Source organism: Nostoc sp. DedQUE09 (assembly GCF_034530915.1).
Taxonomy (GTDB): domain Bacteria; phylum Cyanobacteriota; class Cyanobacteriia; order Cyanobacteriales; family Nostocaceae; genus Nostoc.
The window spans coordinates 1-25,719 of sequence record NZ_JAVRCE010000083.1; the positions used below are offsets into that span (position 1 = coordinate 1).

A 25,719-nucleotide genomic window follows, 5' to 3' on the forward strand; every position below is an offset into this window, starting at 1 on the left:
CAAGGTCAGTACCAAGCTAAACGTTTTATGTTTAATTAGGTTGACCTACTTACTATAGGAGGCAATACACCCATACATCGATATGTAGCAAAGGTCTAACCACTAGCCACTGCGATATACACAGCGACGGTAAGACAACTAAAGAGCTACGAAACCGATACAATTACCGGATGCTCACAGGTACCTCAAATAGTTCAGCGAGCGTTCACACAACCTGAAGGCACTCTTTTGGTTAAAAGGCTCACTCCACAAGCGAGCAGGCCACACTACATGGAGCAGCATTGGTCAGCTCATACATTTTGTAGATGAAAGCTGTCATCTTTGCGCCTCCTAAAGAATTTCAATCTTGTGTAGTATACAGTAACACGCAGATTATTAGAGGTCAAGTCAGTTAGGAGAATTTCAACCCTCTACCTGCTCTATCTTTACACCCGCTCCTTGGTCTAGTTCTATGAACTTTGGCCCAGCGATCAGAACTACGATCATCATTAAAAGACTCGTCACCATGATGATGCTCACGACGCTGGGATCTTCAAAATTACTCGTAGCTACTAATAATGCTGCGGCAAAATTACGTTGAGCTGTTCCGACTCCTAGCACTCGTTGGGTATCGATACCAGGGCCGCCCAAAAGATAACCGACGCTAAAGGAAAAGACTATGAAAACAGCACAAACTAAAATTGCACCTGTTTGTAATAAGCTAATGATATCGTTAGTGTGAACTATCAGCCTAACTACCAGACCTAAAAGCAATCCAGCATTAGATAATTTGAACAAAATCGGCTGGATAATGGGAGCGATCGCACTCAATTTTGCTTTGATGAATAACCCAACGATCAATGGGCTAACCATCATTAACAATAAGGGTTTGGCAATGTCCCAGGAGTTAATTTGCACACCTTCCACCACTAAGGGCAGTACAATCGGCATATAAAAAATTGTGCCCAGCATTAGCAACATCATTAATCCCACCGAGAAAGCTATATTGCCTTTGACTATGTGGGCAAGTTTCGGTAGTGCTGGAGGGCCTGATGCTACTGCCATAATCAGTAAACCATCTCTTAGTGGTTCACTTAAATGTACTACTTGTAGTAATAAATATATAAAAAGCGGTACTAGCACAAAATTTGTTAGCAGCGATGATATGACTAAGCGGAGGTTGCGGAGTGGTTCCCAAATCTGTTGTATGGTGAGCCTTAACCCTGCACCCAGCATGGTGAATACGATAAATGTGAAAAGTGCGAGTTTATCGATTAGTGACAAGATTTCGTTCATGATTTTTTATCTCATGCAAAGGAGCGGAGGGGCAGCACTTCGGCTACGCTCAGTGACCAAGGAGCAGGGGAGCAGGGGAGCAGAGGGGAATGAGGAATAAATTACCCTTTAACCCTTCCCCTTTCCCCAATCCTCAGTCCTTATTACTTCAATTCCAGGGTGACTTGCTGTAAGTTACCGGTGAATGCAAAGGGTGTTTGGTAAGTATCTACCGCAGGTGTGCCAGTATCTTGACCAACATCAAAGGTTTCATCTAAACCAAATCGGTAGCCTACGGTTTTATCAATGCGACCTTCGGCAACCTGTTGATCGTTGATCGAGAGCTTACCAGTACCGCCTGCTCCCGGAGCGCCACCATCATAAGTAAAGTCAAATTTAATTTGGGATTTGCCGATCGCAATTGGTTGGGAAGATTGAATGATTGTGCGATCGCTATTTAATAAGTTGTAAGCAAAGGTGGGTTTACCTTCTTGCAAGAAGAAACTCCAACCCGCAAAACGTCCGCCTTGGGTAACTAAAACGCCTTCAGTACCATCTTTGGCAGCATCTACATCGGCGGTGATGCTAAAGGAGCGATTCTTAATATTGGGAGCGCTGCCTTCGGGAATCCCTGCAACAGACGTGTAATAAGTAAAGTTATTGCGTCCTGTGATTAGGTTGGAACGGATTTTGACATCAAACCGTTGAAGTAAGCGATCGTCCAAGGGCAGAACTTTGTATTTCTCTGCTTCCTTCAGAAATAGATTTTGTAGTTGCGCTAACTTGTCAGGGTTCTGCTTGGCTAAATCGTTGGCTTCACTGAAGTCTTTGGTAATATCGTATAGTTCCCAATTATCTTCATCGAAGGTGGTTTTAGAGACACGCTCCCAAGGTAAGCGTCCATGACGGGCGGCTGCTACCCAACCTTGATCGTAAATGCCACGATTGCCCAACATTTCAAAATACTGGGTTTTGTGATGGGATGGTACAGCAGGATTATCAAAGCTATAAACAAGGCTAGTACCTTCGATAGGTTGTTGTTTTACACCGTTGACTACCTCTGGTTCTTCAATCCCCACAGCCTCCAGAATTGTAGGATAAATATCAATTACATGATGGAATTGGCTTCGCAGTCCACCACGATTTTTGATGCGTTCCCCCCAAGCCACAACTAAACCATTGCGGGTTCCGCCGAAATGAGAAGCAATTTGTTTTGTCCATTGGAACGGGCTATCCACTGCCCAAGCCCAAGCTGCATGAAAATGATTGAAGGTTTTTGGCCCACCTAAATCATCAAAAGCCGCGAGAACTTCTTGAGGACTTTCTGCTACGCCATTAAAGACTTTTAATTCATTAACACTACCTGTTAAGCCGCCTTCAGCACTCGCACCATTATCGCCGGCGATGAAAAAGACTAAGGTGTTATCCAATTCACCCAGTTGATCGATCGCATCAATGACTCTACCAATTTGTGCATCGGTATGGCTGAGGAAACCTGCAAATACTTCTGCCTGACGCGCATAAACTTTCTGCTCGGTGGGAGTGAGGGAATCCCAAGCTGGGAGTTCCGCCGGGCGAGGAGTCAGCTTAGTATCGGCGGGAATTACACCCAAGGCTAGCTGACGAGCAAAGATGTCTTCGCGTAATTTATCCCAACCTCGATCAAATTTACCCTTGTATTTATCGATCCATTCCTTGGGCGCATGGTGTGGGGCATGGGTTGCGCCAGTGGCAAAGTAGGTAAAGAAGGGTTTATCAGGAGCGATCGCTTGCTGGGTACGAATCCACTTAATCGCATGATCTGCTAGATCGGGGGTGAGGTGATAATCAGGGCGATCGCTTGGTTTCTGAATATGTTGGGTATTTTCCACCAAAGCTGGACTCCATTGATTGGTATCACCGCCCAGAAATCCATAGAAGTACTCAAAACCTAAACCTGTCGGCCAGCGATCGAATGGGCCTGCTGCACTGGTTTCATAGTCTGGGGTATTGTGCCATTTGCCAAAAGCGGCTGTGTTATATCCATAATCTCGCAATACTTCAGCGATCGTTGCCGCACTTCTAGGTAAAATCGCAGTATAACCTGGATAGCCTGTGGCTAACTCCTCAACCACACCTGTATTCACAGAATGATGATTGCGTCCCGTGAGCAATGCGGCTCTGGTAGGAGAGCAGAGTGCTGTAGTGTGGAATTGGTTATAACGCAATCCCCTTGCTGCTAGACGGTCTAAATTAGGCGTATCAATCAGACCGCCAAAGGTGCTGGTTTGTCCAAAACCGACATCATCGAGCAACACCAGCAAAACGTTTGGTGCATTTTCTGGAGCCTTAATTGGTTTGGGGAAGTCTGGTTCGGATTCTTTGTAAGTAATGCCAATTTTGCCTTGAAAAGATGGTTGGGGTAATGGCAATTTGTCACCATAGTCCGCCCAAGCAGGTAGAGGTAAGAGACTAGAAAATATTAGCGTTAGGGCTGTCAAAAATGCGATCGCACCAGAAGTTAGCTTGAGAGATATATACAAAGAATCTCTCTTGTGAGGATCAGTCATACAATTTTGGATTTATAGGTAGTGTGCTGTCAGGCAAATTTTTAACTAGCCGAAACCCGATATGAGTAGTTCCCGTATCGGGTGATTCTGACTCCCGTGCCGCCGGACGAAAGCGGCTACAGTAATTAGGAGCGCAGAGATACGATCCCCCCTTGATTACGTGCAACTCTGATTCATTGGGTTTATTGGGATCAAAGCTTCGATTTAAGGCAATAGGATTAATTTGATCGGATTTGCGATCGCGTCCAACTTGATAGAAATCAGTAGTCCATTCCCACACATTGCCGGTCATGTCATAGAGTCCATAACCATTGGGTGCAAAAGAACCGACGGGAGCAATGCCCAAATGACCATCGGCTTTAGTGTTGAAAAAGGGGAAAATTCCTTGCCAAGTGTTGGCTCTATGTTCAGAATATTCATTGCCCCAAGTGTATGTTGCACCATCCAAGCCACCACGGGCGGCATATTCCCATTGGGCTTCGCTGGGTAGGGATTTTCCTGACCATTTGGCGTAGGCTAGGGCATCTTCGTAAGCTATGTGAACAACTGGATAGTTGGATTTGTTAGCGAGCGCACTGTCTAGGCCAAAGGGATGTTGCCAATTCGCGCCAGTAGTCCAATGCCACCAACTCAGAAAGGAAAGCTTGACACCTGGTTTTGCCATCTTAAACACTAAAGAACCCGGTAATCGCTGCTCATCGCGTAAATCGGGAAACTGTTCTTGAGATAAGGGACGCTCTGCAACTGTTACATATCCTGTAGATTTGACAAATTCACCAAATTGTGCATTTGTTACTTCAGATTTATCAATACAGAAGTTAGTCACCGTTACATCTCCAGGCGATCGCTCTTCCACAAAGCTGGAATTATCAGACCCCATTTTGAACGTTCCTCCTGAAATCATCGCCATACCTTGGGGACAGGGATTGACTGTGGCTGCAAATGCGGTTGTATTGATGAATAAAAGTGCGATTGCTATTCCCGAAATGAATATTAGTATAAGAAAGTAATGTTTTTTTCCATTTCTAATATTCTCAATTTTGCTACTTCTAATTGAATGCCCGTAGTTCATTAATAAGATTCAACTTTTATTCAAACTTATATCATTTTGTATTTGAGATGAACAATCCTCCTTTTTGTTGTATTTTTCGGTAATTTATTTCTCGCATTACATTATCTGTTGTCGAAAAATCTGTACTTTATAACAATAAATTTTAAGAAAGTTTTCAATCTTTGATACTATGCAAAAACTGTTAACTCTAAAATTAGGATAATTTACAATAAAGATATCTATTTTAAAACAAAATACTAAAACCCGATTGATTTACCGATGTTTTATCTGATATTGATAAATTACATCTTGTGAAAACATAAGTCAAGTACTATATATATTTAGCTACGAAAAAGCTTAACACCACCTTAGTCAGATATTGGTGTAGCCACAAAACCAGTTTTGATATCCTTCTTAAACCCAGCTTTTTCGTAAAACTGGAGTACTTCCTTGGTTTGCCTTCCACTTAGGAGCATTACTTTGTAACAATTATGACCCCATGCAAATTGTAACGCATGATGTATCAGACACTTTCCTACACCTTGGCGACGATAATCGGGATGAGTAATTACATTCTCAATCAGTCCATAGGGACGAGCGCCTCGCGTCAGATTAGGGACAATCACCAAAATACAAGAGGCAATTAAGTTTCCCTCCCAGTCTGCTACAAAGCAATTAATCTTGCGATCGCTCAATATTTCGTTCCATATTTTCTCAAGAGTTGATGTGTCAGGTAAGGGAGCATCCGTTGGGTTCAGATGTTTGTACAGGTCTAGCAGTGCTGATAATTCATCTTGCTGAATGCTGCGTATTGAAATATCCATAATTTATGTGAGATTTTAAATTGCTTTGTAAACCCATATTTCAAACTTAGCATCAGAGGAGAGATTAGTTTTTAAAGAGCCATAATGATTGATACAAAATTCTTCAAATTCATTTCTTACTTGATGAAGTATCTCATCTGATACTCGCCAACATAAACCGTATGCTCGTGCTTTGAAAAAAGTTAGTCATGTATTTTAGCTGCTAAGAACTTGAATTTTATTTATTCCCGTGCAATACTACTTAAGCTAATCATCGCTAAATCGGTCGATAATTAGTATTTTATCGAAAAATGTCTATATTAGCTTACAAACAAGTCTTTCAGACCTTCTAAAAATTATGCACAGATGAATTCTGCTAGTGAGAACAAGTAAAAGAAAAAAACAATTAAGACTGGGTGCGTTATGTGGAGACTGCATTCATTATGCTGTTTGCGGAAATAGAGCCAAATCCGGTTATTGCTGCACTTCCCAAAGCAGACTTACACATCCATCAGGAGTGGTCGCAGCGCCTTGATCGGGTGTTGGCGCGGCGCGAGGGACGGACATCCTATAATTGGCGGCATTTGGCAGAGCGACTGATGGCTGAAACACCGCCTGGAATGCAGCGCCTCCGATACCTGGCTAGCATTTTCCCGGTAGCGCCAGATGTCGATGCCGAACCAGAAAACTTCATCGCACGCATTGAGGATTTACTGGACGAAGCGGCAGCAGACGGAGCCATCTTGGTAGAAGTTCGTTTTGGTAACGAAGCGGTACTAAGACCAGACTTTATGGGATTGTTTCGAGAAGCCGAGCGTCGTGTTCAGACGAGATATCCGCAGATCCGCGCCGAAGCAATTTTCACTTTCCTACTAGGACGGTTTGATCGCGATCGCCTTGAGCTACTTTTACAAGCTTGTATTCAGGCAGCAGATGAGGGATTAGGCGGTATAGATTTCCTGTACGAACCGTATGACACCGAGGCGGATTGGACAACTGCCTATCATATCGCGGAGCGGGCTGCTGCGGTGGGGCTAGGTATTACCGCGCATGCGGGCGAATTCTCCACCGCCAATATTGCTGCTGCTCTGCGCGTTCCTGGACTGACGCGGATCGGTCACGCAACACAGGCTGTTCGTGACCCGCAGTTGTTAGAGCTGTTGGCAACGAGCGGCGTTACCGTTGAGTGTTCCCTTAGTTGTAACGTTGTCCTGGGAGCTGTGGCTTCTTATACAGAGCATCCGGTTCGGCAGCTTGTGGAGTCTGGTATTGCGATCGCCCTTTGTACAGATGATCCTGTCCAAATCTGTACTACCATTGGGCGAGAGTATACAGTAGCTCATGCCCTCGGTTTTTCTGCTGCTGAATTGCTTGGCATAACTCGTAATGCCCTCAAAGTAGCATTTACATCACCAAAGCGACGAAACGAACTCTTAATCGAGTTGAGCCAATGGGGTAATCCTGATTCAGGTTGGCTGCAAACTCAAAGTAGCACTTTGTCAAACTAAATCAAATCTTAAAAGGGAACTCTTAACGGGCAACATAGCGTTCCCGTAGGGTAGCAACTGCACCAAGTCGTAAAGCCTGCGGCATAGTTACGCTTCGGGCGCAGCCTCTCGTAAAGAAGGGTATCAGTGTTTCAATTCCGAAGATCCTAGCTGCAAAAACACAGGAAATTGTTAAATAGCATTGCATACCACGGTAAATCTATCGGAATACTGTATGATACTCTCAGTTCTACTCCCAGCACAGGAATGTTGCGATCAGATATTGGCAAAATTCCAAAGGAAACAGGCGAGTGTGAACACCACCCTACAGATCAAACCTTGGAGAATCTACATGGGCTATAAACATATAGAAGTTAAACAAGTTGCTGGTTTCATCGGTGCTGAAATCGGGAATGTAGACCTTTCCCGTCCTCTTTCTGACGAGCAAGTTCAAGAAATCCGTAAAGCGTTATTGAAATGGAAAGTTGTGTTCTTTCGTGGTCAGAACATCGATCACGCTGCTCAGGTTGAGTTCACATCTCGTTTCGGTGAAGTAACTTTCGCGCATCCACTCGGAGAGCCTGAACCAGTACCGGGATTCCCACAGATCAAACCCGTAGATCGCAAGCTCTATGAGAAGCAGTACGGTTTTCGCACTGGTGGCCCTTGGCACACAGATGTAACGGCAGCTATTAACCCACCAGCAGGGTCAATTTTACGCGCGGTTAATGTCCCCAGCTTCGGTGGTGACACTCAGTGGAGTAATCTAGTTGCGGCTTATGAGGGACTGTCAGCACCCCTAAGAGCGCTAGCAGACACATTGAAAGCTGAACATCGCTTTAATGGGGGCGGGTATCAGCCCCGCAATGGCAAATTCGACGAGCGCATTGCTGTTAATCCACTAGTCTCAATTCACCCAGTAGTCAGGGTTCATCCTGAGACTGGTGAACGTGCGTTGTTCGTTAACCCTGGCTTTACCTCGCACATTATTGATGTGTCACCACAAGAGAGCAAACTGTTACTTGAGTTGTTCTTCAACCAAATCACCAAACCTGCCTACACCACCCGTTTCCGTTGGAACAATGGTGATATCGCGTTCTGGGATAACCGCGCCACTGTGCATTTAGCTCCTCAAGATTTAGATCATTTGGATGTGGAGCGTCTGTTATATCGCACCACTATTACTGGTGATGTTCCAGTTGGAGTTGATGGTTTCCGCTCCCAAGTGGTTCAAGGTGAGGTGTTCAACGCGGAAGTACCAACCGTCTTCAAGCAGAAAGCTGAGTCTAAGGAACCACAACCAGTGCTTTCGTAAACCTGAGTCCCGTTAGCTTTTTTTAAGGCAGTGCTGAGTAAATTTAAAAGTACTCTGAACCGAATGGCACGCTTGTTAAGATACAGCCCTTGCTCTGACTGGTTAAGAGCCTCTAGTAGTCTGCCAACCCAAAAATGCTAGGTGGAGGTTGGGTAAAGGGTAAAGGGAAAAGGGTAAGGGATAAAAAACATGAGTCCCTTTCACCCTTCCCCTTTACCCCGTCAAGTTGCCTTGGCGTACTACTAGGCTCTTAACCCATTCTGGGAGGCTCCGCCTCCGATCTTCTTGACAAGAGGCAGAGCCTCTTTTAAATACATTCCCAGCCTCCAGGCTGGGAACAAGATGACAAAAGCCTTTGGGCTTTACAAGCGTGCCATTCCATCCTGCACCTTACACCCTCGTATATTTACAAATCCAAGGAGACCCGATCGTGACACTCACGGCAAGTCGGATTGAAATTACATCTACCGAAGCAGCTCTTGGTGCCATTATTACCGGAGTCGATGCTAGTCGTTCTGCCCAACCAGAGGTGATTCTGCAACTAAAGCAGGCATGGCGCGATCGCCACATCCTCATCTTCAAAAACCAGACATTAACTGATGACCAGTTGTTAGCCTTTGCCAATTACTTTGGCGATATTCTTCAGCAGCCTGCTTACATTCGTAAAGGAGAAACGGAAGAATATCTACCACCCCTAGTTCTCACTCTCGCTAATGCTGCTACCCAAGAGAGTTCAGTCAATATCCGACCGAACTATCAAGAACTTTTACCTCACATAGATCACTACTGGCTTCCTGTGCCATCTAGCGGTTCCTTCTTATACGCAGTAGAAGTACCTGAAAATGGCCCCGATACCTATTGGGTGAATTTGGCTCAGGCTTACGAAGAGTTAGATGATGCGACCAAGCAACAAATTGCTGGCTTGCAGATACGCTACTTTAACTTCTATGGCAGCAAAGATCAAGATGAGTATGGTGAGCCGAAATATGCAGCTGGTCGCGAAGTTAAACCCGGCGAACGAGTTGCGATTCATCCTCTAGTTCGCACTCACCCAGATACCGGCAAAAAAATCCTCTTCTTCAATGCTGCTAGCGATGTGGACATTCTCGATTATGACCATGTAGAAGGAGCAAAACTAATTGCACGGTTGCAGGAGCATATTAAGCAACCCCGGTTTGCCTATCGGCACCAGTGGAGCAAGGGCGACCTGCTTTATTGGGATAATCAGGCAACCTCTCACTACCGCCCTGAATTTGATGCCAATGCAACTCGTGTTCTGAAACGGGTCAGCCTTCGGGGTAGCCGTCCGTTCTAAAGTTCAGCTAGCTAACATTTGTAGATTATTTCTGATACAAAGACAAAGCATTTTCTCCCTTCTCTCTTAGAGAGAAGGGAGAAAAGCTAGTACAACAGTAGACTTCTTGGCATTTGTCGGGGTAAAGGGGAAGGTGGGGTCCCCTCTGGGGATAAGGGGCGGGGGAAAAGGGTAAAGAAACTCAAAATCCTTTCCCTTTAACCTTTTTCCTTTTCCCTCTCTTGCAAAAATATATTTTTGCAAGAGGTCTAGTGCCTAAATTTTTACCTAAAGGTATCAACATCAAAGTTAAATGAGCAGTTATGAGAAAAGTGCAAATTGGCGAATATTCGATATCCAGACGTGATTTACTCTATGCTTTCTATGGATTAGTTTCTTTTACGACTTTAGCCAGTTGTGGTACAAACAAGACCAGTATCGGCAATAGCACTGCCAGTAACACTAATATTATTAAGAGTAGTAGCAGTACTAAGGTTGTTCGGCTTGGCTACCAAGTTTCTGGGGATCTAACACACGAAAAAGGCGTAATTGAAAAACGTTTAGCTCCTCAAGGAATAGGTGTTACTTGGTCTCAATTTGTGTCCGGGCCACCACTCTTAGAAGCCTTAAATGTGGGTAGTATCGATATGGGGCCAACCGGTGAAACACCACCTATTTTTGCTCAGGCAGCTGGTACTAATCTGATTTATGTAGTTAATACGCCGCCAGGTACTGGAGAAGGTTCAGCAATTGTTGTGCTAAAGGATTCTCCAATCCAAACATTGGCAGGTCTTAAAGGTAAAAAAGTTGCTTATTCTAGAGGGACGGCTCAGACCTTTTTTGTGGTGAAAGCGTTTGAAGAGGTAGGGCTAAAAATCAGTGATATTGAATCAGTGAATCTAGCCATTGCAGATGGAAGAGCAGCGTTTTTGAACAAGACGGTTGATGCTTTTGTAGAAAGCGATCCTAGTCTGATCAAGCTGCAACGGCAAGGCACTATTCGAGTCTTACGAAACGCCCAAGGAATTAAGACGCCAGGGGGTTATTACTTAGCTTCACGAGATTTTGCCACTAATAACGCTGACCTCTTGAAAGCAATTTTGTCAGAGTACTATGAGATTGGGTTGTGGGCAAATAAAAATAGGCGTGCAGCTGCCGAAATCCTTGCCCCAAAGGTCAAGACTGATGTCGATACTATGGAGTTGGCGCTGACGAGAAGAAAATATGACATGAGACCAATTACTGAGGAAGTAATTAGCGCTCAACAAAAGGTTGCGGATCTCCTATATCAACTGAAAGTTGTGCCGAAACTAGTCGATATTCGAGGAGCAACTCTAACCGCCCAACAGTATGCAGCAATTACACCGGATGCCGTTAGGAATAAAGCTTAACCTTTGAATCAGCAAGCTTGCTACAAAACCAGAGGCGATGCCCTTCTCTACGAGACGCTCCGCGTAGCTTGCTTCTCCGAAGGAGTACGACAGCCTCAGGGTAAGACCTACGGTGGTCACTGAGCCTTGCCGAAGTGCGGTAAACTACGCATTATCCTATAATTATTAGCGAAACTAAATATTAGGTATCCTAAGATTTAGGATAACATCGTATAATTCCGCTAATGAAAATTTGGAATAGACAACTGGGCGATCGCGTAAGTACTATCATTTACCAATATTTACCTGCCTTTCGCTGGCGTAATTTTCGCCTGTTTTTTGGGGGACAGTTACTATCAATGTCTGGGACATTTATGACCCAGCAGTTAACTATTCCTTGGCTAGTATACGATTTGACTAAATCGGCTTGGTTGTTGGGAGTTGCGGGCTTTGTGCAATTTTTACCGACGTTATTAGTGATTCCCTTTTCCGGTGTATTGTCCGATCGCTGGAGTCGTCGTGACTTGTTAATGCTAGTGCAGATATTGGGAATTAGCGTTTCCCTAGCTTTGACGATTCTTACCTTTACGAATTTGATTACGTTTCCCATCCTATTGGTACTAAGTGTTCTCAATGGTTTGCTCAAGGGATTAGATATGCCCGTGCGCCATACAATCGTCACCGAAACCGTAGACGATCGCGCCGATTGGAGTAATGCGATCGCCTTGAATTCAGTGATGTTAAGTTCCTCTTCGGTATTGGGGCCCGCTATGGGCGGGATTTTGATTGCGACGCTAGGGGTGAAATATTGTTTTCTTTACGATACCCTCAGCTATATCCCTGCCATCTTTACCCTGCTAGCGATGCGACTGAAAATCAGACCGATGCAAACCCTGACGAGCCTGAGCGATACTTTGCAGAAATTGCGGGAGGGCTTTGAATATGTCTCCAAGTTCCAGCCGATTAGAGCAATTTTATTAATACTGGCATTACAAGGTTTAGTCGGGATGTCTCATGTCGCGCTCATGCCTGTCTTCGCAGCTAAGATTTTAAATGGGGATGCAACTACGATGGCTCACCTCAGCACCTCAGCGCCCATTGGCTCGTTGTTTGCTTGTTTGTATCTGAGTGTTAGGCGAGGGATTGCGGGCTTAGAACGTTTGATTGTAGTCGCTCAAGTCTTGATTGGGATAAGTGTGATTTCCTTCTCACTATCGCGTCAAGTTGGATTATCCATAATCATACTGGTGTTTACAGGCTGCTTTTCCATCCTCCTGATTACCAGTAGTAATATGATTATCCAAACCCTAGTTGCCGAGGATAAGCGCGGACGGGTGATGAGTTTTTATGCCCTAGCAATGGTGGGTATGATGCCCTTTGGGAATCTGTTAGCTGGAACTTTGGCACAGAATTTTGGTGCAACTAATGCCTTGATCGTCTCTGGCAGTCTAAATATCTTAGGTGCGCTATGGTTCTCTGCACAATTGCCAGCAGTGAGCCGTTGGATTGATTCTTAATTTTATAGTCATTAACTCCGGTAACTCGATTGGTATATAGTATTTAAATCCTAGCTGTTGCAAAGTAATGCTCATAGCTTTGCAATACTTTAGGCAGATCAAGTGTACGAGAAAAGTGCAAAACCTCTAGTAACAACATTCTACTGATTCATTAAAAATTAGCTTGAGGACGCACCGATGAAACCAATTGCACCTCCCAACTGCTTATAGAAACCTCACAACGTTATTAAGTATCCCAACAGAAGTAGAGCAGAAAGTATGATCAAATATGTAAATCTTGGCAAAACTGGACTCAAAGTATCGCGTGTCACCCTCGGCACGATGACTTATGGCTCCCGTAAATTGCGCCAATGGGTATTAGAAGAAGAAGAAAGTCGTCCATTTATCAAACTGGCTTTGGAATTGGGGATTAACTTTTTTGATACCGCCGATGTCTATTCCTTGGGCGCTAGTGAAGAAATTGTCGGGCGAGCGCTCAAAGACTTTGCAAACAGAGATCAGGTTGTTATTGCTACCAAAGTACATGGTAAAGTCGGCGATGGCCCAAATGATCGAGGACTATCTCGCAAACATATTTTTGATAGCATTGATGCTTCTTTGCGGCGACTACAGACCGATTATGTAGACTTATACCAAATTCACCGTTGGGACTATGAGACACCAATCGAAGAAACCCTAGAAGCACTTCATGATCTTGTGAAAGCGGGTAAAGTCCGTTACCTGGGGATTTCTAGTGTTTACGCATGGCAGTTTGCTAAAGCCCTTTATACAGCAGACATTCACGGCTGGACTCGCTTTGTATCAATTCAAAATCACTACAACCTAGTCTATCGAGAAGAAGAACGAGAAGTCATACCTCTAGCCCAAGATCAAGGAATTGGTATTATTCCTTGGAGTCCCCTGGCGCGCGGCTTTTTGTCAGGGAATCGCAGCAAATCAGACTATGGGCAAACACTACGTGCAAAAACTGACGAATTTGCTCACAAGCTCTACTATCAAGATTCAGATTTTCAAACAGTTGAGCGCGTAGTTGAATTAGCTACAAAACGAGGGGTTAAACCCACACAAATTGCCCTAGCTTGGCTATTGCATCAACCAGGTGTAACATCTCCCATAATAGGCGCTAGCAAGATCGAACATCTCAAAGAAGCTGTCGAGGCGGTGGATTTAGAACTGTCTGATCAAGAGCGCAAATTCCTAGAAGAACCTTACACACCCCATCCTATCTTAGGGCATGAGTACCCTTCCGGAAATCGCCCATAGAGCGACTAATACCATTTCACTTTAATAACTATACAGATGAATCTTGTAGAGGCGCGAAATTGTACTTCGTCCCGCTACGCTAACGCGTCTCTACAGGTTTGTATTTGTATCAAGGTTTTTGTGAAACGGTATAAGTACTTGACCAGTTTAACGTGTTCGGGCTGAGTCGATGCCTCGAATACGAGTTTGCGTGGGGCATTCAAGACGCGAGTTACGACGCTTTCCTTAACCGATCGCAATGTCAATCGTAACCTATGAGCGATCGCGTTTCTTTTCCTCTGCTCCCAGAATTCAAATTTCAAAATAAATTACAGGCTTTAACCCGGTTAGTCGATAGATTTTGTGTATATTGAAATTAATAAGGCTATGATGACCTAAATCTAAGGTGCAATAAGCGTTAAATAAGATACCTATAAAAGTATTAGTAAAAAATTAAATTTCTTAGTTAAATCATCAAACATAAAACAAGGTACAGAGAGACAATGTGCCTAATTATTCTGTTTAATTATCTAATAATATTTGGTTTAAAAATATAACAATAATAATTGTCTATCTAAATATTAGTTATGCTAATATTTAGATAAGCTAAAACTAGCAAAAAATTATAGTGGTTCTCATTTTAGTGAGTTACATCTCGTTGAGGAGAGGGGCTAGAGGTTAGAAGCTAAGATGTACCTCATGCAATTAAGGATTGCTATAACAGGCTTTCTAAAAATACGGAATGCGTCAGAATAGTTGCTTGTTTTATCTGAAATACTAGTGGCTCAATTGCTGTCTTTTTTAATTTTCCAGAAATTAGCCTCAATAAACTTCCTCTAACACGAGCTATTACGAGGAGTGGATAATAGTGAGAAAAATTGGTAATTAAGAATAATAGGAGAAAGGAGATAGAGAGAAAATAATACTCTTAACTCCTCATTCTTGGCTGTTTTGTATTCATCTTCAACAGGACAAAAAACATGAAGAATACTCAAGCAACAATTAACGAATCACTCAATGAAACAGTTTGCAAATCTAACCAGAAAAAACTCACTTGCACAAAACCGCCACAACCAGGTTCAACCCAAGGAAATTGTCCTTTTGACGGAGCGATGGTTTCTGTCGGAGCTATTACTGATGCTGTTCATTTAGTACATGGTGCTGTTTCTTGTACTCATAATCCTTGGGCAACTCATGGTAGCCTCTCATCAGGTTCTGAATTATATCAAACAGCTTTTACTACTGACTTTAGTGAGGGTAATATCGTTTTTGGTGGGGAAAAGAAACTGTACAAAGCTATTGTGGATGTTGCTGATCGCTATCATCCTGCCGCTATTTTCGTTTACGCTACTTGTCTGTCTGCTTTGATTGGTGATGATATTGATAGTGTCTGTAAACTCGCTACGCAAAAAGTTAATATTCCAGTTATCTATGTAAATGCGCCTGGATTTATTGGTAGTAAAAATCTAGGAAATCGCATCGGTAATGAAACTTTATTGAATGCTGTAATTGGTACAGCAGAACCTGAAGTTATCACACCACTTGATATTAATATTGTTGGTGATTATAATGTTGCAGGTGAAACGTGGAATATCCTACCATTGTTCACAAAAATGGGTATTCGGGTTCTTTCCAAAATCACAGGTGATGCTCGTTATCAAGAAGTTTGCTATGCTCATCGTGCCAAATTAAATGTAGTACTTTGCTCAAATGTAGCTATACAAATGGCACAAACTATGGAAGAGCGCTATGGAATTCCTTATATTGAAGAGTCTTTCTATGGTGCGACTAACTTAAACAATTGCTTACAAAATGTTGCGGCAAAATTAAGCATATCCTTGGGAGATAGTGTTGTTGTCCATGAGCTTCAAAAACGTACAGAAAAGTTAATTGCCCAAGAAAATGCTGCTTTAGATATTGCTTTAGCTCCTTACCTTGCTGATTTAAAAGGTAAGCGAATTCTTCTTTCTACTGGTGGTGTGAAAAGTTGGTCACTGATATTAGCAGCCCAAGACTTGGGAATGGAAGTTATTGCAGCTACGGATGGTAAAACAACACAGGAGGAGAAAGCTAAAGTTAAACAATATCTTGGTGAAGATGGAATGATTTTGTCGGACACAACTCCCCAGGCATTATTAAAGGTATTAAACCAAACAAAAGCTGATGTGTTGATTGCTGGGGCTGGAAATAAATATACAGCACTTAAAGCGCAAATTCCTTTTTTAGACATTAACCATGAACGTCACCATGCTTACGCTGGTTATGCAGGTTTGGTGGTACTAGCACGCGAACTACATGAAGCCTTGTATAGTCCTGTATGGAAGCAAATTAGCAAACCTGCCCCTTGGGATGAAAAAATTAGCTTGTGGGTTTAACCTCTGGCACCGGTTACATAAGCAACTGTTAAAGGATGTTGAGGATGATTAAAAACCTGCTCTACAGTACCTGATTCAATCAGTTTTTCAATGCCGTCTTGTACCCAAAAATGCAACGACTGCAAACAAAAACTAATCTGATTACTCAAAAGCTCAGAGCATTTGGAATAGAGCTTTAAACACGCCTATTGACGTTGAAGCATAAATGGCTACATGGAGACCTTCACCCACGCAATATCCTTGTCGAGAACGGTGCGATCGCAGGCATCATTGATTGGGGCGACATTACATCAGGTGACATTGCAACAGACCTTGCCTCTATATGGATGCTGTTTAGCGAGCCAAAAGCACGCTCCCAAGCACTGGCAGAATACTCAAATGTTTCTGAGGCAACAATACAATGCGCTCTGGGATGGGCGATACTTTTTGGTGTAATGTTACTGGATACAGGATTGGTTGATAATCCAAGGCACGCAATAATGGGAGAGAAAACATTACACCGTGTTTCTCAAGACGGATGGTAAATTATGTGAAAGTCAGAGTCAAGGGCAAGTTTTAAAATTTCTTTCTAGACGATGTATTAAGCATCGTCTAGAAGTTGGTTTATTAGCGGGAAGATACAGCCTGCTAACAGAGGTTTTAATCTTTAATCATTAGCTAAGTCCCATCATTTGATAAGCTACAAAAGCAGTATCAAATGATTTCAGCGCACCTGTGTCTTGTGAGCGTTTAGATAAAGTATGGGAATTATTTACTGCTGTGCTGATTAATTTTTTATCGTCACTAATGTTTATATATACTTTATTGCCTACTCCAAATAACAGAGTAATATGAGCAATAATATGTGTAGATGTCAGTGATGTAGGAAATTTCATAGTTATCCTAATATTTATTGGTTGATTGTGGAAAAATAACCACAGCTTGAATCAGATGTTGTAATGCTGATGTGTACTTAACAGAGTTTTTATCAAAATTTCTGCAATTTAATAAGAAAGTCGTTTATAAAACTCTGCAAAGACAATAGCAATTCGTCTCATTAGCATTATCTTTCTTACTTCTAGATAATATGGCTTTTAGAGAGTCTGTAGTATTAGACTACATTAATAATACAAGAGTGTCAAGTGCATACTACAAACTTTTTTATATTTGAGAGGGCAAGCTTCTGCCTTCGGGGTTTTAGAGTAGAAGAGGGAGGAAGGATATGTATTTATCTGCTTCAATTTGATGATTTACAATCTCTGACGATTAGCTATTGTGGAACGCACCATGTACTTGTCGATTGCCGCTCATTACCACCACAGTTTGCTTGATCGCATTGACTCGCCACTCTTGATCGACTCGAATCAACCGATGAAGATAGTTCCCTGCCGTATCCAACCGATTTTGTCCTGCTTCAAGTGTGGGATCAACTCTATAAATACAATACGCTGATTTACAATAAGCTATATTTTCTTTGATTGTTACCTCATGATTCGTGCTGATATGCAAAGTCCGTAATCCTGCCAAGCCATCGACTCGTTGTTTTACATATTCTTCTGCGGTCACTCGCCGAGGTAGTTCACCTCGAAAGTCTAAATAATCAATCTCAATTTCAGTTGCTAGATAACCTCGTAATTTTTGCCAATTCTTTTCATCCAGTGCGTTTGCAAAACCAACAATGGCTTCTGTAATTTTGCTTCGCTCAATCAGCCAATCAATCTCTGGTGGTTTACGCATCTCTCTCTGATAAAAAATAACTGCTTCCAAGAAAACTACTGTACTAATTCTTAGTTCGGCAGAAGATAGTATGAGCAACTTTTTAAAGCTAGCACGGGAGTAAGAATCTTTAAGAATATTGGTTATTGAAACTCTTAAATATCAGGGAAAAGGTTGCCAAAAATCGAAAATTGTATACTAACAAATCTACACAATCTCCTAAACCCCTACACTAAATCTGTTAACCACACTTCATTCCAGGTAAAGTATGTTTCAGAAATATTTCCACGAATAAAAAGTTGATGGGGATAGGCAATAGGCAACCTCGGCATTTCATCGGTGTGAAAGTATTGCAACTCGACCATCTCTCCATCACGTCCTACTAGCGTTCCTTCTACTACTTGACAAGCAAATAAAGCAACCATATATTCCACTTGGTCGCCGCTTGGGTAGATGTGGTGAAAGCCAGGATAACCACTAAAAACGCCCATGATTCGCATCGGTCTAATCTTTAAGCCAGTCTCTTCCCAAACTTCTCGTACCAGTGCTTGTGCTGGTGTTTCACCTGGATCAATGGCTCCAGCTGGCAAGCTCCACTGCTTATCAACACCACCCCGTCCAAGAAGTACTCGCCCAGCTTCATCGTGAATAATTGCTGCTACACTTGGAATTTGTAAGAGTGTATTTCCTACTTGACTTCGGAGGTGTTTCAAATAGTTTGAAATTGGCATAACAAATACACTTACCTAAAATATGACTCTGTACTACAGTAATTTTTTTACAGAGAGAGTAAGTTATAACTTATTCAAATTTATTTATTAGTATAGTTATTTAACTTTTGTGCGGTAAAAAGCTAGATATTGGTGTAGCAGTATATTGAGATATTGCACAGACAAAGAGTAATGAAGAACGGAACCTGGCTTTCCCGTCGCATCTGGCGGTGTATTTGGTGATTGTGATGAGCTTGCGGAGTACGACGGTTCAAGTTTCGTCTTGCATACCACTGAGCTTTGCGTAATAACCATCAAGGGCAATTAGTTCATCATGACTGCCAGTCTCCACGATGCGTCCTTGCTCAAGTACGTAGATCCTGTCTACATAACGTGCCGCTAACATCCGGTGAGAAACCAGCACCGTGGTGAGTCCGTCCCTAACCGATCGCAATTGCGACAGAACCAAAGCCTCGGTTCTGGTATCCAGCGCCGAAAAGCAGTCGTCCAGCAGCAAAATGGGGGTCTGGCGAATCAGACCGCGGGCTAAACTGGTTCTCTGCTTCTGTCCGCCCGATAAAGTTACCCCACGCTCACCAATCAATGTGGACAACCCTGCACTGAATTTGTTGATTGTTGCTTCAAGCTGGGCAGATCGGGCAGCCTGCCAGATTAAATCCTGTGGTCGCTCCGGGTTATCGAATGAGATGTTTTCCGAAATTGGTGCAGCGAATAGGAAAGTATCCTGGGGGACAAATGACAGGTTCTCGCGTAGATGACTTAGCGGGATGTCTCGTAGGTCTTGCCCATCCACTTTGATTTGTCCGCTATTAGGCTCCAATTGCCTAGCCAGCAGCCGCAGCAAGGTGGATTTGCCAGAGCCTACACGACCGATGATGGCAATCATTTCGCCAAGACTAATACTCAGGGATATCTGTTCGAGAACCAAACGCGATCGCAGTTCAGTACTGACCGAGTAACTGTATGACAGATCATAAACCGCGATTTCGCCCTTGATTGGTTGGGCTGATGAGCCTGCCGGAGCATCTTCAATCTCAGGTTTTTCATCCATGATTTGAAATACTCTGGTTGCAGCTGTACTGGCATTCAGCAAAGCATACATTACAAAACTGCTCTCCTTGATTACCCCCAGAATCATAGCCAAATAAAAGATGAAAGCTGTCAGCGTGCCGATGCTCATTTGCCCTGCCAATACTTGGCTTCCACCGACGCCAACAACGATTAAGGTCATCAAACCACTGCCCAGCGCAGTGGAGGCAGTGAGAATAGCGTTCAAATTGATCAACTTTTGATGAGCTAGCGCATAACGATGTGATACTCCTGTAAAGTGTTTAATCTCTCGCTCTTCCTGGGCATGGGACTGGATGGTACGGATACCTTTGAGGTTTTGCTGCACCGTTTCTGTCAACGCACCAAAACCCACTTGCACTGCTGCCGATGCCAGCAAAATACGCCTAGCCAAATACCAGCCATTAGCGGCTATCACTAGCAGTAACGGAATGAGCAACAATGTCAATTGAACCGACTGTTGCACCATAAAAATCGGTGCAATCAACGCCACACCGATTAGGCTTACTAATCGATGCACCGCAGAACGAAAAAAGCGACGGATAGACTCCATGTCATTGGTCGCTCGTGCAATCAAGTCACCCAACTGGTAATTTGCATAAAAGCCGCGACCAAGGGTTTGTAAGTGTGCATAGAATTCTTGCCGTAAGTCATAAGATATGTAAATTGAAATTAGTGCATTTTTGCGGCGACCAAAGTGCAGGATCGCAAAGCGTACAGCCGTCAAACCAAGTATTGCAAGAATCGGCAATAAGATATTCTTGTCCTGTTTTGAAATCAGATCAATGCCGACTTTCAGATACACAGGAATGGCAGCTTCAACAACATGAACAGCCAGCAGGGCTAATACTGCTGTTAACCACTGAAAACGGTAAGCCTTGAAGTAGGGAAAAAGTCGCTGCAATGAGGTAAAGGTAGGTAACGATTTCAATCTTCCTCGGTCGGCTAGCATCAGTTTAATCTTGTTATATAGGGAAAAATCAATGTTGGATAAAAGCGATTATTTTGTCGAATTGCTCAATCACAGCAGGCGAGCATCTAAAAATGTACAGCTTTGTAATTCTCAAAGAATCAGGCAAATACAGTCAGCAAATCAGTTTAATTGAGGTTAGTTGTTTGTACAAATGTATTTTTCGGAAATCACCTCGATATTAGAAATCTTTAGTTGGGCGGTTTGATGTGTTTTGACGTATACCCTTGTACAGTTGCGCTTCATAAAGTGTTTTATAAAAACCATTACGAAGCATTAATTCTGTGTGATTTCCAACCTCCACTAACTGGCCATGGTTTAATACAACAATGCGGTCAGCTCGGCGGATGGTTTGTAATCTGTGGGCAATGATGATGGAAGTTCTGTTGGCGGTGACTCTAGCCAGCGCTGCTTGGATAGCAGCTTCAGTTTCTGGGTCAATGCTGGCAGTGGCTTCATCCAAAATCAGGATTTCGGGGTCTAGAGCAATGACACGGGTAAATGCCAGCAACTGGCGTTGACCTTGGGATAGATTTTGGCCACGGTCTTCCAGTACCGTATCAAAACCTAATGGCAAGGACTCGATGAAACCCAAGGTCTGTATCAGTTCGGCGGCATGTCGGGCATCTTCCAAGGTAATGGTCTTACCTAATGCGATGTTGTCATAGACGGTGCCAGGGAACAAATGAAAGTCTTGAAAGATCACACCTACGCGCTTACGGATCTGTGCAGGGTCTATCTGCATGATGTCGATGCCGTCGATGAACAAGCTATTCTCAGGCACATCGTAAAAACGACAGATGAGCCGCGTCAGCGTGGTCTTGCCAGAGCCTGTGGGTCCAACGATAGCGATGTTCTCGCCAGATGCCACATTCAGATTGAAGTGCTGGATAACCGGTTCGCCAGTTTCGTAACGGAAATTCAGGTCACGAAACTCGATACGGCCATGTAAGTCTTCGGGCAAAGGTATGGGCTGCGTCGGCACAGACAAAGACTCCTTCCAGTCCAGCAGCCGGAATATGCGATCGCAGGCTGCTGCCGCTCGGAACACCGCATTTGCTTGATCGCCCAAGGCCACAATTGGACGAAACAGCATGTCGCTGAATTGCAAGAACAACACGACCGATCCCAGAGTGGTAGTGTGGCTAAGTACATGCTGCCCGCCCAACCACAGGATGCAAGCGATCGCCAAATAAGATACGTTGTCGATGATCGGGTTATATACCGTCTCTACCATGATGGCCTTGGTCTCGGCGACGCGATTGGCCTCATTAATGGCAGAGTAGCGTTTAAAGCTCAGTGCCTCCCGCCCGGACATCTGCACGATTTCAATACCCGACAAATTTTCGTGCAAATGCTCGTTGAGGCGCGATAGGGTGGCACGGATGACTTGATAAATCGGCCCAGAATAATATCTGAACACGATGATCACACCCGCCACAAAAAACAAAAAGGGCGATAGCTTTGCCATGAGCATCGAATCTAGAGATAGCATTACGCTAACGGCAATAACGAGGGGAATCAATTCTCCAGCCAGCGCGCCGACACCAGTCAGCAGTTCGGACAGACTCTCAATGTCATTGGTGATCCGAGTCAATACCTGCCCAACCATAACCCGGTCATAAAAAGCAGCGGGCAGACGCTCGACATGGGCAAACAGATCGCGGCGCAGATCGCTCAGACCCAACAGTGCCGAAAGGGACAACTGGGCGCGGAAGGCGTACCCAAAACCAGACCACAGCAGCACCCAGAGCAAGCCGACTATACAGGCTGCGATTATTTGCTTGATGCCCAGCGCGATCGCCAACCAGTGGATTAACGCTGTTTGTCCATAGTCTGGCAAATCTGTCCGGTAGTTGTGCATTAGGATACCGTCCACTACCACTCGACTAACCACGATTGGTACCAACACGGCGGCGGTTGCCGAGAGCATAGCAAACAGCAGCGCTAACGCAATGCGCCAGCGGTACGGAGCCATCCAGTGCCGCAGTCGCCAGACGTTGCTGACAAAGGAGTTATGCGTACCGATTGATGCTTCAAAGGGATCGAGCGTGTTGGAGGTCTTTGATGATGTCATATTTTGATCGCCCCAAGACTAACGCATTAAAAAATTAGATAAGTCTTCTGCATGGATTTGAGGACTTCTTCACAGGTTGCTTCTGGTTGTGACAAAGGTGTGCAATTCGTCGCTTTCTTAATGTATTTGCTACTGAAGCAAACCGTATATCTCTAGTTTTGTAGGTTCCAGCTCAAGCTGAGATATTACGTCCTCTACTTTCTACTGCTTGTTTTAATCACTGGGACTACTTGTAAAATACTGTTAGTCGGTCAAAATAACGTATTTTTTATGAAGCTTATAGTCTCATGAACAAGAGTAAAAAGCAAGCAGGCATACAGCCACATAAAAATTCTCATTATGAGAATGATTGGTTAACTGGTGTAAGTTCACTCCAACATCTCGGCTCAACACCATAATATATCGCATTTTTACGCACAAGATTGTCCTTGTCGTCCTTGGGGATTAACGTATTCTGCATTACAGTACTCTAAAAGAGAGCGAATTACCCCATGTCAGAGAAAGGATTCTAATTATTCTGCTCCAAAACGATGGCAGAACACAACAAGAAATTTTTAAATTCTTAGGTTGCTCACCTAGAACAGTAGTATAGTTGCAATTTAAATGCTGATTAGCTTATGACAATCTTACAAGTTGTGGATAAAGAGTTTTCAGAAGTTCCCGTCATTGATATTAGTCCATTGGTTTCTCAAACTAGCAACTATTCGGATGTAATTGCAGACCAAATTAGACAAGCTTGCCAAGATTACGGTTTCTTCTATATCGTCGGACATGGAGTTGATGAGCAACTACAAAAGCAATTGGAACATCTCAGCCAACAGTTTTTCGCGCAGGATGTAGAAACAAAAATGAAGATTCGTATGGCTCTTGGTGGTAAAGCATGGCGAGGATATTTCCCCGTGGGTAATGAGTTGACATCAGGTAGACCGGACTTAAAAGAAGGTATTTACTTCGGTACAGAACTAGAAGAAGACCACCCACTTGTGAAAACTGGTGTACCAATGCACGGTCGAAATCTTTTTCCATCCAATATTCCACAATTTAGGGAAACAGTGCTGGATTATATAGACTCAATGACTAGACTTGGACATACCCTAATGGCTGGTATTGCTCTAAGTTTGGGGTTAGAAAAGTCCTACTTTGCAGACTGTTATACAAAAAACCCATTGATATTATTTCGGATTTTCAATTACCCTCCTAATTCATCATTATCTGAATCTAAATGGGGCGTTGGCGAACATACAGATTATGGAGTATTGACTATACTAAAACAAGATAATGTCGGTGGATTACAAGTCAAATTAAAGTCTGGTTGGATAGATGCACCTCCTATTCCTGGTTCATTCGTATGCAACATTGGGGATATGCTCGATCGTATGACACGAGGGCTGTATCGCTCAACACCCCACCGCGTTCAGAACCTATCAACAAGTAATCGCTTGTCATTTCCATTTTTCTTTGATCCCAATTTCAACATTGAAGTCAAACCCATTGAACCCAACGGCATAGTAGTGAATGACGATCAAAGCGATCGCTGGGATAAAGCCAGTGTCCACGAATGTCGCGGGACTTATGGCGATTATCTTCTGAATAAAGTCTCCAAAGTATTTCCAGAACTGCGCCAAACAGTGTTTTAGAGTGCTATTAGCGGTAGCACGCTCTAAGGAGTATTTTGGTGATGTCCAGTGATTCGGGATAGTAATGATTGCTTGGTTAGTGGTTTACTCTACTCTTCTATACTGGGTAAGGAGTGGAGTTAGTGAGTTACAATTTGCACAGTTATATGAAATAGTTCGCTCCATAAGTACCGCTGTTTTTGCTATACCTTTAGCTTGGTTAGCAAGGTTCTTGACAAAGCCACATTCTCCTTACCCACAACAGCAAGAGTACTATTTACCGCTTTTTACCTTGTGGTATTGTTGTTTGATTTTGCCCTTGCATGAGATATCCGCCAGCTTGTGCCTCTAGGATTGTCAGTTTTGGAGGACAATCGAGAAAAATTGCTCGTATTTCTTAGCACAGTTTGCTTGTAGTTTAGGTTGGGTAGCTGGAATGAGAAAGACGCTATTGTTGATGGTGATAGTTTCCATAATTGCGTTGTTGTTGCTAAAAATTGCGTTGATACTGGATAGTGTTCGACTTAGCTATTTATGACAGTGCCAGGAATTGCTTTTAATTCGTATGTTAGCAGTTCAACTTGATGTAAGTAGGTTGGCACAATTAAACCGAACTATACAAAGTTTTGTATGGGTAAAGGGAAAAGGTTAAAGGGTAAAGGTTTTTCCCTTTTACCCTTAACCTTTACCCTTCTTAACTTAGTTGTTTTTTTTAGCACCTACTTACTTAAATGTTTGGTAATCTCTGCTTCTAAGAGTGTTTTCAAATCGTGTGGTGTCAGTAGTTAAAGCTAGTTCTCCAAGCGATTTTCTTCATCTGGAGAATTGATATCAGGCATGATTATATCACCCCACTCTTCATCGTATTCATGGGCTAAAAGCTGTCGGTTAGGTAATACTTGATGCTGATGATAATTCCCTTTTCTGTACGTTGTCCTAAAGTGAAGCGGGGGTCTTTCCAACCGTGTGGAATTGATATTGTTGGTTGCATTATTCTGTCTCCTGATTAAACTTGACCTCAACGATTTCTTACACCTCTGCATCCGCATCTGTAGCAGGTAGGAGAATCTTGTCTTGACAGTCACCTACTTCAAGTAAGAGGTTACTTGCTGCACTTTTTGCCATGATTGTGTTTATTCGAGATTAAACTTGTTGGCGATCGCAATTCTTTTGGTGTGCAATCGCCTTTTTCACTTTCGAGACTAAACCGCTACTGCTGCTCGAACTCCCAACGACGCGATCACTTGTTCTGCATTCAAAGCCACGCGATTGAGTCCGTACTGTCTCAATACTTTTCGGTTAAGG

General features: G+C 43.3%; 20 protein-coding genes. 10 read left to right on the forward strand and 10 right to left on the reverse strand.

Annotated elements, in window-relative coordinates; translation table 11 throughout:
* Window positions 1–402 precede the first annotated feature (402 nt).
* The 3 genes from RMY27_RS31850 to RMY27_RS31860 form a co-directional block, all read right to left on the reverse strand.
* Complete coding sequence (locus RMY27_RS31850; protein WP_322668819.1) at window positions 403–1,275, reverse strand: bile acid:sodium symporter family protein; 873 nt, start codon at window positions 1,273–1,275, stop codon at window positions 403–405.
* Between the two features lie 143 nt (window positions 1,276–1,418).
* Complete coding sequence (locus RMY27_RS31855; RefSeq protein ID WP_322668820.1) at window positions 1,419–3,803, reverse strand: arylsulfatase; 2,385 nt, start codon at window positions 3,801–3,803, stop codon at window positions 1,419–1,421.
* Entirely contained in the window at window positions 3,796–4,683 is an 888-nt protein-coding gene (locus RMY27_RS31860; RefSeq protein ID WP_322668821.1) for a formylglycine-generating enzyme family protein, read from the reverse strand. Before RMY27_RS31860 ends, RMY27_RS31855 begins: the two co-directional genes overlap by 8 nt.
* A gap of 1 nt (window position 4,684) precedes the next feature.
* Between RMY27_RS31860 and RMY27_RS31865 the strand changes: the two genes are divergently transcribed.
* Window positions 4,685–4,813, forward strand: a complete 129-nt coding sequence (locus tag RMY27_RS31865; protein ID WP_322668822.1) for a hypothetical protein — start codon at window positions 4,685–4,687, stop codon at window positions 4,811–4,813.
* A 409-nt stretch (window positions 4,814–5,222) separates the two neighbouring features.
* On the opposite strand, the gene RMY27_RS31870 is transcribed toward RMY27_RS31865, so the two are convergent.
* Complete coding sequence (locus tag RMY27_RS31870; RefSeq protein WP_322668823.1) at window positions 5,223–5,678, reverse strand: GNAT family N-acetyltransferase; 456 nt, start codon at window positions 5,676–5,678, stop codon at window positions 5,223–5,225.
* A gap of 422 nt (window positions 5,679–6,100) precedes the next feature.
* On the opposite strand from RMY27_RS31870, the gene RMY27_RS31875 reads away from it, so the two are divergent.
* From RMY27_RS31875 to nifE, 7 genes are all read left to right on the forward strand, one after another.
* Window positions 6,101–7,165, forward strand: a complete 1,065-nt coding sequence (locus RMY27_RS31875) for a hypothetical protein (protein ID WP_322668824.1) — start codon at window positions 6,101–6,103, stop codon at window positions 7,163–7,165.
* Between the two features lie 214 nt (window positions 7,166–7,379).
* Window positions 7,380–8,459, forward strand: coding sequence for a TauD/TfdA dioxygenase family protein (locus RMY27_RS31880; RefSeq protein ID WP_416212382.1), 1,080 nt, complete (start codon window positions 7,380–7,382; stop codon window positions 8,457–8,459).
* Window positions 8,460–8,829: 370 nt separating this feature from the next.
* Window positions 8,830–9,774, forward strand: coding sequence for a TauD/TfdA family dioxygenase (locus RMY27_RS31885; protein ID WP_322668825.1), 945 nt, complete (start codon window positions 8,830–8,832; stop codon window positions 9,772–9,774).
* Between the two features lie 302 nt (window positions 9,775–10,076).
* Window positions 10,077–11,144: an aliphatic sulfonate ABC transporter substrate-binding protein gene (locus RMY27_RS31890; protein WP_322668826.1), complete on the forward strand. Its 1,068-nt coding sequence runs from the start codon at window positions 10,077–10,079 to the stop codon at window positions 11,142–11,144.
* A gap of 224 nt (window positions 11,145–11,368) precedes the next feature.
* The gene (locus RMY27_RS31895; protein WP_322668827.1) at window positions 11,369–12,640 is read left to right on the forward strand and encodes an MFS transporter; all 1,272 of its coding nucleotides are present in this window, start codon (window positions 11,369–11,371) and stop codon (window positions 12,638–12,640) included.
* A gap of 258 nt (window positions 12,641–12,898) precedes the next feature.
* Window positions 12,899–13,903: an aldo/keto reductase gene (locus RMY27_RS31900; RefSeq protein WP_322668828.1), complete on the forward strand. Its 1,005-nt coding sequence runs from the start codon at window positions 12,899–12,901 to the stop codon at window positions 13,901–13,903.
* Between the two features lie 959 nt (window positions 13,904–14,862).
* A complete protein-coding gene (gene nifE / locus RMY27_RS31905; protein ID WP_322668829.1) occupies window positions 14,863–16,257 on the forward strand; it encodes a nitrogenase iron-molybdenum cofactor biosynthesis protein NifE in 1,395 nt (464 codons plus the stop codon).
* On the opposite strand, the gene RMY27_RS31910 is transcribed toward nifE, so the two are convergent.
* Complete coding sequence (locus RMY27_RS31910; protein ID WP_322668830.1) at window positions 16,254–16,406, reverse strand: hypothetical protein; 153 nt, start codon at window positions 16,404–16,406, stop codon at window positions 16,254–16,256. The two genes, nifE and RMY27_RS31910, sit on opposite strands and share 4 nt — an antisense overlap.
* Before the next feature lie 39 nt (window positions 16,407–16,445).
* Between RMY27_RS31910 and RMY27_RS31915 the strand changes: the two genes are divergently transcribed.
* A complete protein-coding gene (locus RMY27_RS31915; protein WP_322668831.1) occupies window positions 16,446–16,781 on the forward strand; it encodes a phosphotransferase in 336 nt (111 codons plus the stop codon).
* A 129-nt stretch (window positions 16,782–16,910) separates the two neighbouring features.
* Here RMY27_RS31915 and RMY27_RS31920 read toward each other — a convergent pair whose 3' ends face one another.
* From RMY27_RS31920 to RMY27_RS31940, 5 genes are all read right to left on the reverse strand, one after another.
* Window positions 16,911–17,132 carry a hypothetical protein gene (locus tag RMY27_RS31920; RefSeq protein ID WP_322668832.1) on the reverse strand — a complete coding sequence of 74 codons (222 nt, stop codon included), beginning with the start codon at window positions 17,130–17,132 and terminating at the stop codon, window positions 16,911–16,913.
* A 370-nt stretch (window positions 17,133–17,502) separates the two neighbouring features.
* Entirely contained in the window at window positions 17,503–18,003 is a 501-nt protein-coding gene (locus tag RMY27_RS31925) for a nuclear transport factor 2 family protein (protein ID WP_322668833.1), read from the reverse strand.
* Window positions 18,004–18,179: 176 nt separating this feature from the next.
* Window positions 18,180–18,683, reverse strand: a complete 504-nt coding sequence (locus tag RMY27_RS31930; RefSeq protein ID WP_322668834.1) for an NUDIX domain-containing protein — start codon at window positions 18,681–18,683, stop codon at window positions 18,180–18,182.
* Between the two features lie 250 nt (window positions 18,684–18,933).
* Entirely contained in the window at window positions 18,934–20,703 is a 1,770-nt protein-coding gene (locus tag RMY27_RS31935; protein WP_322668835.1) for an ABC transporter ATP-binding protein, read from the reverse strand.
* A 199-nt stretch (window positions 20,704–20,902) separates the two neighbouring features.
* On the reverse strand, window positions 20,903–22,798 hold the full coding sequence (locus tag RMY27_RS31940; protein ID WP_322668836.1) for an ABC transporter ATP-binding protein: 1,896 nt from the start codon (window positions 22,796–22,798) through the stop codon (window positions 20,903–20,905).
* Window positions 22,799–23,415: 617 nt separating this feature from the next.
* On the opposite strand from RMY27_RS31940, the gene RMY27_RS31950 reads away from it, so the two are divergent.
* The gene (locus tag RMY27_RS31950; protein WP_322668837.1) at window positions 23,416–24,435 is read left to right on the forward strand and encodes an isopenicillin N synthase family dioxygenase; all 1,020 of its coding nucleotides are present in this window, start codon (window positions 23,416–23,418) and stop codon (window positions 24,433–24,435) included.
* Window positions 24,436–25,719: the final 1,284 nt, after the last annotated feature.

Coding starts and splice junctions, on each gene's coding strand:
- RMY27_RS31850 (WP_322668819.1), bottom strand. CDS start 1,275: ATGAACGAAATCTTGTCACTAATCGATAAACTCGCACTTTTCACATTT.
- RMY27_RS31855 (WP_322668820.1), bottom strand. CDS start 3,803: ATGACTGATCCTCACAAGAGAGATTCTTTGTATATATCTCTCAAGCTA.
- RMY27_RS31860 (WP_322668821.1), bottom strand. CDS start 4,683: ATGGGGTCTGATAATTCCAGCTTTGTGGAAGAGCGATCGCCTGGAGAT.
- RMY27_RS31870 (WP_322668823.1), bottom strand. CDS start 5,678: ATGGATATTTCAATACGCAGCATTCAGCAAGATGAATTATCAGCACTG.
- RMY27_RS31875 (WP_322668824.1), top strand. CDS start 6,101: ATGCTGTTTGCGGAAATAGAGCCAAATCCGGTTATTGCTGCACTTCCC.
- RMY27_RS31880 (WP_416212382.1), top strand. CDS start 7,380: ATGATACTCTCAGTTCTACTCCCAGCACAGGAATGTTGCGATCAGATA.
- RMY27_RS31890 (WP_322668826.1), top strand. CDS start 10,077: ATGAGAAAAGTGCAAATTGGCGAATATTCGATATCCAGACGTGATTTA.
- RMY27_RS31895 (WP_322668827.1), top strand. CDS start 11,369: ATGAAAATTTGGAATAGACAACTGGGCGATCGCGTAAGTACTATCATT.
- RMY27_RS31900 (WP_322668828.1), top strand. CDS start 12,899: ATGATCAAATATGTAAATCTTGGCAAAACTGGACTCAAAGTATCGCGT.
- nifE (WP_322668829.1), top strand. CDS start 14,863: ATGAAGAATACTCAAGCAACAATTAACGAATCACTCAATGAAACAGTT.
- RMY27_RS31920 (WP_322668832.1), bottom strand. CDS start 17,132: ATGAAATTTCCTACATCACTGACATCTACACATATTATTGCTCATATT.
- RMY27_RS31930 (WP_322668834.1), bottom strand. CDS start 18,683: ATGCCAATTTCAAACTATTTGAAACACCTCCGAAGTCAAGTAGGAAAT.
- RMY27_RS31935 (WP_322668835.1), bottom strand. CDS start 20,703: ATGCTAGCCGACCGAGGAAGATTGAAATCGTTACCTACCTTTACCTCA.
- RMY27_RS31940 (WP_322668836.1), bottom strand. CDS start 22,798: ATGACATCATCAAAGACCTCCAACACGCTCGATCCCTTTGAAGCATCA.
- RMY27_RS31950 (WP_322668837.1), top strand. CDS start 23,416: ATGACAATCTTACAAGTTGTGGATAAAGAGTTTTCAGAAGTTCCCGTC.